Source organism: Nostoc sp. (assembly GCF_054880495.1).
Map to the genome: position 1 here is coordinate 1 of NZ_JBTYKD010000036.1, position 10,742 is coordinate 10,742.

Genomic DNA, 10,742 nt, shown 5'->3' on the forward strand with positions numbered 1-10,742 from the left:
GTGGCGATCGCTATTCTTACAGAAATTTTCGTCTTAAATAGACCACGCGGTAGGGGCACAACAATGCTGTGCCCCTACAACATCTGTGGTTCAATTAAATGAAAAATGAAACAGCTCTGCCTTAACCCAATGCGCTTGGTTAAGTTTTGTCATACTCTATTTGTCCATAGTCAAGTTTGATAATTCGGTCTGCTAAATGAAAATAGCGATCGTCGTGGCTAATCACCAGCACTGTTTTGCCCCGCGATCGCAGTTCTGGTAAAAGTTGAGTGTAGAATATTTCCTTGAATACTGGATCTTGATCGGCTGCCCATTCATCAAATAGATAAATTGGTCGATCTTCCAAGTAAGCTGTGAGCAAAGCTAGTCGTTTTCGTTGTCCTTGAGAAAGTGCTGTGGTGGAAAGTTGCCCATTTTCAACTTTCACCTTATGGTCTAGTTGCAGTTGTTGTAAATATTTTGTCGCTTGAGCATCCAAGTGATAATTTTTTAATCCTAAAAGTTCTTCAAATAAATAAAAGTCGGAAAATATTACGGAAAAATGCTGACGATACCATTCTCTGTTTTGTTCGCTAATTAACTCATTATCGAACCAAATTTCGCCGTCATCAGGGATATAAAGTCCAGTAATTAGTTTCGCTAGGGTAGATTTACCGCTACCATTTCCGCCGACAACGAAGACTAATTCTTGAGGATAAAGTGTCAAGTCGATGGGGCCAAAAATAAAGCTATTGTCTTCTTTAACTGTGTCGTAAGTGTGAGTAACACTTTGAAATTTCAAGCTATGCCAGTCAGATTTAATCGGAGGTGGAACAGTGGATATTTCAGTTCGACTAGCTAGAGATAAACCCAATGAATCGATTTTTTGCAAGGCAATGCTGGCTTTGCTTAATAGGGGAAGTTTACTGATGATGTTATCCATTGGTAACACCAAGTAAGTGAAGGTCAAAATGTAGCCAGAAAGAGTTTCGCTATTGATGGCTAGCAGATTAGGCAACACAAACAGTACGAAACCGAGGGCAAAAAAGAAGACGAGTTGACCCCAGCTTGTAGTTATGGCAAAAAGGGTTAGACCGTTAACGTTGTGATGACGGAATTCGGTAGCAGTTGATTGGAGTTTTTCTTCTAAAAAGTCTTCACGCCGCCTGTAGTTTAGCTTGAGTTCCTTAACTCCTTCGGTAATGGTGCGAAAATGTTTAAATAGATGATCTTCATCTTCACGAGCTAGAGCCAGCAATTTCCTTCCTCTGTTGAGTAGCCACTGACAACTACCGATGGCTACTACTGAAATCGCACAAACCATCAATAATACTAACCAAGAGAGCCAAGTTATATACGCTACGCAACCCAAAACGATCGCTAAATTAATAAAGATGAAAGGCATCTGATAAACAGCATTAGCAACCGCCTGAATATCTTCTGTGAGAGTTGCCAATAATCGAGGATTCCCTAAGCGTTCCAGATGACTCAACTTTGAAGCGAGAATTTGGCGACTCAAACCCATCTGTAATTTCAAAACTGCATTCTGAGAAAGGCGAATCAGCATCACTTGGGAAATGATACTGGTAATCAGTGCAACTATTGCTAGCCCCACAAAACCCCAAATTATCGATGTGAGCCGGGAAGCGGAACTATTACTAGCAGCATGGCTAATTAAGGCAATCAAGCCAGCACTACTACCGCCACTCAAGAATCCAGTAGCGATCGCGATCGCTACCATCCCCCACGAAGAACGCACTAACCATCGTAAAATCAACACTTTCAGCCTTTATGCAATTCTTCAATTGTACTATCAGACTGAGCTTTCACGTTAAGTTGACACTAATGTACAGCTATAGCAATCCTATTTGATTTGTGAGAATTGCAAGCCGCAGATCCCCGACTTCTTAAAGAAGTCGGGGATCTTGTTTCTGCGCGTTTGATTCAGGATTGCTATAGCTGTGCGCCGCTACTTATATCAATTCATAAAACTAATGATCACCATTGATTAATATCACGCTCAATTCATAGATAAAAAGCAATAGCTATTATTCATTAATCAAATAGTCGATTATATAAGAATTAATTAGAGTAATTATCTCAAATTTATTTAGATAAAGTAATTCCATTTTGACAGATATAACGGTAAGCTGTTTCTAACAAAATTAAACAAAGATAAATTTGCATTATCTGCGGTCGCTGGGTTAACTGGGATCAACGCCAGTTGATTCAAAACCCTAAACTTTTGATGAAAATGTAGAGGTAAGTTGATGGCTCAGTTTCTACTTGAGACTGTTTGGCTAGTTCCTTGCTATGCCTTAATAGGTGGCTTATTAGCCGTGCCTTGGTCGCCGGGGATCATTCGGAAAACGGGGCCAAGACCGGCGGGTTATGTAAACTTGGTGATGACATTTTTGGCATTTGTACATAGTGGCATCGCTTTACAAGCAACTTGGAATCAGCCACCCCAAAATGTATTTATTCCTTGGTTATCTACGGCTGGTTTAGACTTAACCATTGCTTTAGAAATTTCTTCAGTGAGTGTCGGCGCTTTGGTTGTGATTAGTGGCTTGAATTTGCTGGCACAGATTTATGCGATCGGTTACATGGAAATGGATTGGGGTTGGGGACGCTTCTATTCTTTGTTGGGATTATTTGAAGCGGGATTATGTGCCCTTGTTCTGTGTAATAACCTGTTTTTCAGCTATGTAATTTTGGAAGTCCTCACACTGGGAACCTACCTCTTAGTGGGCTTATGGTTTAGCCAGCCGTTGGTAGTCTCAGGTGCGAGAGATGCTTTTTTAACCAAGCGGGTAGGAGACTTATTCTTGCTGATGGGCGTGTTGGCATTATGGCCTCTCGCCGGAACTTGGAATTACACAGAACTAGCGCAGTGGGCGACGACTGCAAATGTTAACCCAACAACAATGGCACTCGTAGGTTTAGCCTTAATTGCTGGTCCGATGGGCAAATGTGCCCAGTTCCCCCTGCATTTGTGGTTGGATGAAGCGATGGAAGGCCCTGTTCCCAGTACAATTTTGCGGAACTCGGTAGTAGTCGCTAGTGGTGCATGGGTGCTGATTAAATTGCAACCTGTGTTAACTATCTCGCCCTTAGTTTCCTCTGCAATGGTGGGTATTGGGGTTGTGACAGCGTTGGGTGCTTCTTTAATTGTGATCGCTCAAATTGATCTTAAACGCTGCCAATCTTATTCTGTGAGTGCATACATGGGTTTAGTATTCATCGCCGTGGGAATGCAACAATCCGAAACGGCATTGTTATTAGTACTCACCCATGCCATATCCGCAGCACTTTTAGTGATGAGTACTGGGGGAATTATCTGGAATAGCATCACCCAAGATGTCACCCAATTAGGCGGATTGTGGACACGTCGCCCGATTTCCGCAATAGCCTTTATCGTCGGGACTTTGGGATTAATTGGTTTTCCACCCTTGGGTAGCTTTTGGGCGTTGATGGAACTAGCAGATGCGTTGTGGGAAACGCAACCTTGGTTAGTGGGAGTAGTGATAGCGGTAAATACTCTAACAGCCGTGAGTTTAACCAGAGAATTCGGTTTGATTTTTGGTGGTAAACCTACACAAATGAGTCAGCGATCGCCGGAAGCACATTGGCCGATGATTTTGCCAATGATGATTTTACTTGGTGTCAGTCTACATCTTACTTTAGTGTTGCAAAGCTTATCAATTTTACCCGATTGGGCAACTTTAAATAAAGATGTTGCACTACTTTTAATTTGGTCGAGTATTTTCGGTTGCAGCATCACTGGCGTGATTTATTTAGGGAATATTCCTAAGCCGATTCGCCTGCCTTGGCAAGGTTTACAAGACTTATTGGCATACGACTTTTACACCCCAAAACTCTATCGGATTACCATAATTTTCAGCGTTGCCAAAATTTCCCAACTTGCCGATATGATTGACCGCTTTGTAGTCGATGGCATCGTTAATTTAGTTGGTTTATTTTCCCTATTAGGTGGCGAAAGTCTCAAATACAGCACCTCTGGACAAACCCAATTTTATGCCTTAACTGTTCTTTTAGGAGTAGGCATTTTAGGAATGTGGGTAACTTGGCCGTTTTGGGGAGTGCAGTTTTTAAATTTGGTTTTTCAAATTTCGACACTTGGGTAGCAAAATAATTCGTAATACTTCTCTACGAGAGGCTGCGCCAACGGCTGCGCTCAGTACAAGTTCGGAATTCGTAATTTAATTAGTTGGGGATTTAAATCTCAACAGGTAACGACTACGAATAAAGACAATTACAAGGGAGTGTTTCGCCAATAATTACGAACTAGTTAATATTGTGAGGATAATTTCATGAGCATACAACATTGCCAGATCAATCTTTCCAGAAGAAGTTTATTCAAGTTTAGTGCAGGTGCGATCGGTACAGGTGTATTGACAGCTGGACTTAGTTCAAACTTACTTGCAGCCCAAAAAGCCCCAGCAGAAGATGAGATTAGCCCCGATAAAGCATTGCAAGAGTTATTAGATGGGAATGAAAGATTTGCCCACAGAAAACGTCTTAATCCACACCAAACATATTCACGTTTAGCCGAAGTTGCCAAAGGTCAAAAGCCCTTTGCTTCTATTCTCAGTTGTGCAGATTCACGGGTACCTTCAGAGATTGTCTTTGACCAAGGACTTGGAGATTTATTTGTCTGTCGTGTAGCTGGTAATATTGCCACACGAGAAGAAATTGGTAGCCTAGAATTTGGCAGTTTAGTATTAGGTTCTAAAGTCATTATGGTAGTGGGACATGAAAGATGTGGTGCGGTAGATGCCGCAATCAAAGGTGCTGAAGTACCAGGGCAAATCGGAAGTTTACTTGAGGCGATTAAACCGAGTGTGGAAAGCTCAAAAGGAAAATCAGGAGATAAGTTAGAAAACGCTTGTAAAGCAAACGTTTTAGCACAAATTAAAAAATTGAAATCATCGCCAGTTTTATCTGAGTTAATCAAGGCAGAAAAGCTGAAAATAGTCGGAGCTTATTACGATTTAGATACTGGCAAAATCAGTATAGTAGGCTAGCTTTTTTGTACTTAAATCTCGTTCCCAGTAGGAGACTGGGAATGCAAATTCATACTGCCTCATGAATTCGCGGCAGAGCCGCAATGAAGTGCGTTTCCAGTCTGAGACTGGGAACGAGGAAAAGACAAAGGACAAAATTACCATGTTAAGTATCTTGATTTGGCTGCCAATTTTCGCTGCTATTTTCATCGCGGTACTACCTCTAAATATCCCTAAAGATCGCATTCGGTTATCAGCATTAATTTTTGCTGGGATAGTTCTCTTTTGGAACCTTTTTATCCTACTAAAATTTGATATCAGCAATCCAGGAATGCAATTTCAAGAGTATTTGCCCTGGAATAAAACCCTTGGTTTGAGCTATCAATTAGGTGTTGATGGGCTTTCTATATTGATGTTGGTGTTAAATAGCCTGCTCACCTGGATTGCTATTTACAGTAGTAGTAAAGAAACTGAACGCCCCCGGCTATTCTACTCAATGATTTTATTAGTTAGTGGAGGAGTTGCAGGTGCTTTCCTCGCAGAGAATTTGCTGCTATTCTTCCTGTTCTACGAACTAGAATTAATCCCCTTCTACTTACTGATTTCAATTTGGGGAGGAGAAAAACGGGGTTATGCTGGGATTAAATTCCTGATTTATACTGCTGTTTCAGGAGCCTTAATTCTGGCGACATTCTTGGGTATGGTGTGGCTGAGTGGTTCTACCAATTTTGCTTTTGATGCAGTCTCTACAGAAAACTTGTCAATAGCCAAACAAATCATTTTACTAGCAGGAATTGTATTAGGTTTTGGGATTAAAATTCCCTTAATTCCCTTCCATACTTGGCTACCCGATGCTTATGTTGAGGCTTCAGCACCAATTGCTATTCTTCTTGGTGGCGTGTTAGCAAAGCTGGGAACCTATGGATTGCTACGATTTGGGTTGGGTATGTTTCCCCATGCTTGGAGTATTATTGCACCGAATCTGGCGATTTGGGGAGCAGTCAGCGCTATTTATGGGGCAGTAATTGCGATCGCTCAAAAAGATATCAAGCGCATGGTAGCATACAGTTCCATCGGTCACATGGGTTATGTATTGCTAGCTGCTGCCGCCAGTACTCCTTTAGCACTTGTAGGTGCAGTCGCCCAAATGTTTAGCCACGGTATCATCTTGGCGATTCTTTTCCATTTGGTGGGAGTCGTGGAAGCTAAAGTTGGTACCCGCGAGTTAGATAAACTCAATGGTTTGATGAGTCCCATACGCGGTTTACCCCTAATTAGTGCGCTACTAGTTTTAAGTGGTATGGCTAGTGCTGGTATTCCTGGTTTAACAGGATTCATTGCAGAATTTATCGTCTTTCAAGGTAGTTTCTCTGTCTTTCCCATTTCGACAATTTTGTGTGTAGTAGCTAGTGGATTAACCGCAGTTTATTTCGTCATTCTCCTCAACCGCACCTGTTTTGGCAGACTCGATAACTTAGCTTACTATCCCAAAGTTTTATGGTCTGAGAAAATACCAGCTTTAATTTTGGCAGCTTTTATCATCTTTTTGGGAGTACAACCCACTTGGTTAGTGCGTTGGAGTGAATCTACAACTACAACAATGGTGGCTGCAATTCCCTCTTTGGAAAGAACCGTCATATCTGAAGTAGCGGTGAAATAGGAAATCAATCAAAACACTTGTAGAGACGGCGATTTATCGCGTCTCAAAACCTATCCCATTAGACACGATAAATCACCTCTCAAAACCTATCCCATTAGACACGATAAATCACCTCTCAAAACCTATCCCCAAGACGCGATAAATCGCGTCTCTACCAATTTACGATTACCATGACAGCAATTAAATTACCTCCTTCAAAGCACGAATTTGCTGAAGTAATCCATCGCCTAGAAGCAGGCGGTGCAATGTTACCCGATACCCCAGAAAATTTGATGCAAATCATCGGTTTATATAAAGCTTATGCTGTGCCGATGGATTTTTACTGGCGTGACCTACTTTATATTGCTGAACAGGAATTTTTAAACCCGTTGCCTTTCTTTAAATACTTCTTGCCGAAAGAGTATTTAGAACTGCATAATCATTATGCTGGCGATGATGCCGATTTACGAATTTGGCGCGGCGAAGCTACTGCACATCCAGAACTTTTGGCATTTATTGAGAAGGGTGAAACTTTCAAAATGCCGAAGTTGTTGCATCACTTGTTCCACGATCGCATTAACATGGAATTTGCGGAAGCTTGTATGCGGGCGATGTTGTGGCATAGAGGGATGGGTGGGCAATTTGACCCTTATCTAGATTCAGAAGAATACAAAGCCAACGCTGACAAGGCAATTAAAGCTTACTTCCAAGGGAATCCCGTAATGCTGGGACTTTACAAGCTGTTCCCCGATATGTTTTTGGAACAGTGCCGCCAGATGTCATACTACGCTAATCTGGGCTTATTCTGGGAAATCATGGCCCCGGTATTCTTTGAAATGTCCGACCGCTATGATGAAGGGACAATTAGCAGCGTCCCAGAGGCCATGAGCTTCATAGTTAATGGTATATTTGCGATCGCAGGTCGTCCCATTTACCATCACGTTTATATTCGTGGCGAATGCTATGAAATTGTCCCCAAATCTAAGGGTTTCATGTGGCTATATGAAGCCGCATTACCCTATGTAGAAGCAGTTTTCTACCGCACTGCACCCTTTCGAGGCACAAAATCTTATAATGCTCAAGCGCGTCAAGTACCAGAAGACCAAAAAGACTTTCACTATGGCATTCTTTACGCTGATGTATTTCCAGTGGGTACTGCTGGCATTCCCCCCACATTATTAATGCAAGATATGCTGCATTTTTTGCCCCCATATCTTGTTGATTACTACAGCCAACATTGCCGAGGTGAAGAAGATATGTTGATTCAGTTGGGAGTTGGTTTTCAACGGTCAATGTACTGTGTCACTTCTGCGGTAATTCAAGCCTTACGAACTGCACTTTTATATCCATTAGATGACCAAAATATTAATCATTTACAAGCCAATCGAGATTTCTTTGAAATGCAGCTAAATCGCTTTACTCGACCGGAATATAACATTCGTGATGCTGCTCGTTTGAGGAGCATTCAAAACCAAGATTATAGATAATAAATTCCCCCAGCCCCTTCCTCACCCTGTTCTAACTGACATCCCTCTCCTTGATAAGGAGATGGACAGGTTTTGCGTAGCAAAACCAGGGCGAGGTTTCTTTGGGCTATTCGATAAACCGTAAATTGTTAAGACTGACGCAAAGGTTAAACTTATTTAACGAATATTTTGCTGCGAATACGCATATTTAGTCACTATCGTCAAACTTTCTGGAAAATGGCGAAGCCAGTACTGAAAGCAGGTAATATTGAAAACTTGATTCACATTGGACTGCGATCGGTTATGCTACTTTTGAGGTTTTATCCTAAAGAAGTGTTAGGTAGAAGCTCCGAACTATATATAAGGAAATATATCTATGAAAAAAACTTTGTTTCTCAGTCCTCCTTCCTTCGATGGGTTTGATGGTGGAGCAGGTTCCCGATACCAAGCCAAGCGCGAAATTACTTCCTTCTGGTATCCGACATGGCTGGCGCAACCCGCAGCCCTTGTACCTGGTAGTAAGCTTATCGATGCACCACCACATGGCCAAACAGTCGAAGATGTCATCAAAATTGCTCAAGATTACGAGCTAATTATCATGCACACCAGCACGCCTTCGCTGCCTAATGATGTGAAGTGCGCCGAGACAATCAAAGCTCAAAACCCTGATATCCAGATTGGCTTGATTGGAGCGCACGTAGCAGTATTACCAGAGCAGACGTTGGTTGAAAACCCAATTATTGACTTTGTGTGTCGCCACGAATTTGATTATACCTGCAAGGAATTAGCAGAAGGTAAATCTTGGGAGGAAATCACAGGTCTAAGCTACCGCGATCGCCAGGGTAATATACGTCATAATGAAGACCGCCCCTTGATTCACGATTGGGATTCTCTGCCCAGTGTATTGCCGATTTATCACCGTGATTTAGATATTACCAAATACTTTATCGGCTACTTACTGCATCCATACATTTCCTTTTACACTGGGCGGGGCTGTCCGGCAAAATGTACCTTCTGCCTTTGGCCGCAAACAATTGGTGGACACATATACCGCACTAAAAGCCCAGAAGCAGTTGGGCGCGAGATGGAAGAAGCTAAAGCTCTCTTCGGCGACAAAGTGCGAGAATATATGTTTGATGACGACACCTTTACTATAGACAAACATCGTGCGATCGCAATTAGCGAACACATGCAACGACTCAAACTGACTTGGAGTTGCAATGCCCGTGCAAACCTAGACTATGACACTCTCAAACAACTACGCGATAATGGTTTACGGCTACTCTTAGTAGGATTTGAATCTGGCAATCAGCAAATTTTGGATGGGATTAAGAAAGGAGTCAAGCTAGAAGTAGCGCGGAAGTTTATGGACAATTGTCATAAACTTGGCATTACCGTACACGGTACATTTATCATTGGTTTACCCGATGAAACCCAAAAAACAATTGAGGAAACAGTCCGTTTTGCTTGCGATATTAGTCCTCATACAATTCAGGTTTCGATCGCAGCTCCCTATCCCGGAACAGAACTTTATCGTCAAGCACAAGAAAATAATTGGTTTAGCAACAATTCCTTAATTGCCAGTTCAGGAATTCAAATGTCCACACTGCAATATCCAAATCTCTCCAGTGCTGAAATTGAGGATGCAGTTGAGAAGATGTATCGGAAGTTCTACTTCCGTCCCAGAGCGATTATCCCAATTGTCACTGAAATGCTCACCGATCCTCAAATGTTAGTGCGCCGCCTGCGTGAAGGGCGGGAATTTTTCTCCTACTTAAAAGATCGTCGCACCCAAGCAACTGCTAAAGCCGAATCAGTAGTTGTTGGTTAGTAATTGGTTGCTCTTTTTAGAGCTAACCTAGCCAAATATCAGTCAATAGCTAAATTATCAGAAAAAATACAAAACCTATGCAAGCAAAGCGATTCGCCATCATCAATGGTGATGACTTTGGTTTCTCCGAAGGAGTTAATCAAGCAATTATCAAAGCACATGAACAAGGAGTACTAACGAGTACCAGCCTGATGGTGAGCGCTGATGCTGCAAAAGAGGCTGTCACCTTGGCAAATGCCCACCCAAACCTAGCTGTTGGTCTACATCTTGTATTGATCTGTGGGCGCTCTGTCCTATCGGCAGAGCAAATACCCCATTTAGTTGATAAACAAGGTAACTTTTCCAACAGTCCATTGAGCGCCGGATTGCGCTATCAATTTGTCAGGGAAACCCGGCAAGAACTACGGCAAGAAATTCGCGCCCAGTTAGAAAAATACCGTTCAACTGGTTTGCCTCTCTCTCATGTAGATGGACATTTGCATTTGCATATGCATCCAGTAGTCTTGCGTATTTTAGTTGAACTGGCACCAGAATTTGATATTAAAGTAATTCGTCTTCCAAGTGAGGAACTCGGGTTAACCCTCAGAGTTAATCGCAGTCATCTGCTGACAAAGCTAGTTTGGTCAGCAGTATTCGGCAGACTCCGCAGCTATGGTGAGAAGATGTTAAAATCCCAAGGTATTAGCTTTACCCAAAGAGTTTACGGTTTATTGCAAACTGGTGGCGTTACAGAGGAATATTTGCTTGGGTTGATACCCCAAATCCAGGCAAACTTGGTGGAGATTTACTCTCATCCAGCG

The 10,742-nt window shown here is 42.2% G+C and carries 7 protein-coding genes; 6 read left to right on the forward strand and 1 reads right to left on the reverse strand.

What is annotated here, in order from left to right:
* Positions 1-139: 139 nt before the first annotated feature.
* Positions 140-1,759, reverse strand: a complete 1,620-nt coding sequence (locus ACYTXL_RS04335) for a cyclic peptide export ABC transporter (RefSeq protein WP_461923640.1) — start codon at positions 1,757-1,759, stop codon at positions 140-142.
* A gap of 490 nt (positions 1,760-2,249) precedes the next feature.
* Here ACYTXL_RS04335 and ACYTXL_RS04340 point away from each other — a divergent pair, with 490 nt between their 5' ends.
* The 6 genes from ACYTXL_RS04340 to hpnK form a co-directional block, all read left to right on the forward strand.
* Positions 2,250-4,127 carry an NAD(P)H-quinone oxidoreductase subunit F gene (locus ACYTXL_RS04340; protein ID WP_461923641.1) on the forward strand — a complete coding sequence of 626 codons (1,878 nt, stop codon included), beginning with the start codon at positions 2,250-2,252 and terminating at the stop codon, positions 4,125-4,127.
* Between the two features lie 186 nt (positions 4,128-4,313).
* Entirely contained in the window at positions 4,314-5,027 is a 714-nt protein-coding gene (locus ACYTXL_RS04345; protein ID WP_461923642.1) for a carbonic anhydrase, read from the forward strand.
* A 142-nt stretch (positions 5,028-5,169) separates the two neighbouring features.
* Positions 5,170-6,666 carry an NADH-quinone oxidoreductase subunit M gene (locus ACYTXL_RS04350; RefSeq protein WP_461923643.1) on the forward strand — a complete coding sequence of 499 codons (1,497 nt, stop codon included), beginning with the start codon at positions 5,170-5,172 and terminating at the stop codon, positions 6,664-6,666.
* Positions 6,667-6,836: 170 nt separating this feature from the next.
* Positions 6,837-8,132: a CO2 hydration protein gene (locus tag ACYTXL_RS04355; RefSeq protein WP_461923644.1), complete on the forward strand. Its 1,296-nt coding sequence runs from the start codon at positions 6,837-6,839 to the stop codon at positions 8,130-8,132.
* Between the two features lie 355 nt (positions 8,133-8,487).
* Positions 8,488-9,942 carry a hopanoid biosynthesis associated radical SAM protein HpnJ gene (gene hpnJ, locus ACYTXL_RS04360; protein WP_461923645.1) on the forward strand — a complete coding sequence of 485 codons (1,455 nt, stop codon included), beginning with the start codon at positions 8,488-8,490 and terminating at the stop codon, positions 9,940-9,942.
* A gap of 77 nt (positions 9,943-10,019) precedes the next feature.
* The coding region (gene hpnK, locus ACYTXL_RS04365; protein ID WP_461923646.1) for a hopanoid biosynthesis-associated protein HpnK at positions 10,020-10,742 on the forward strand (723 nt) is incomplete at its 3' end.

Coding starts and splice junctions, on each gene's coding strand:
- ACYTXL_RS04340 (WP_461923641.1), top strand. CDS start 2,250: ATGGCTCAGTTTCTACTTGAGACTGTTTGGCTAGTTCCTTGCTATGCC.
- ACYTXL_RS04345 (WP_461923642.1), top strand. CDS start 4,314: ATGAGCATACAACATTGCCAGATCAATCTTTCCAGAAGAAGTTTATTC.
- ACYTXL_RS04350 (WP_461923643.1), top strand. CDS start 5,170: ATGTTAAGTATCTTGATTTGGCTGCCAATTTTCGCTGCTATTTTCATC.
- ACYTXL_RS04355 (WP_461923644.1), top strand. CDS start 6,837: ATGACAGCAATTAAATTACCTCCTTCAAAGCACGAATTTGCTGAAGTA.
- hpnJ (WP_461923645.1), top strand. CDS start 8,488: ATGAAAAAAACTTTGTTTCTCAGTCCTCCTTCCTTCGATGGGTTTGAT.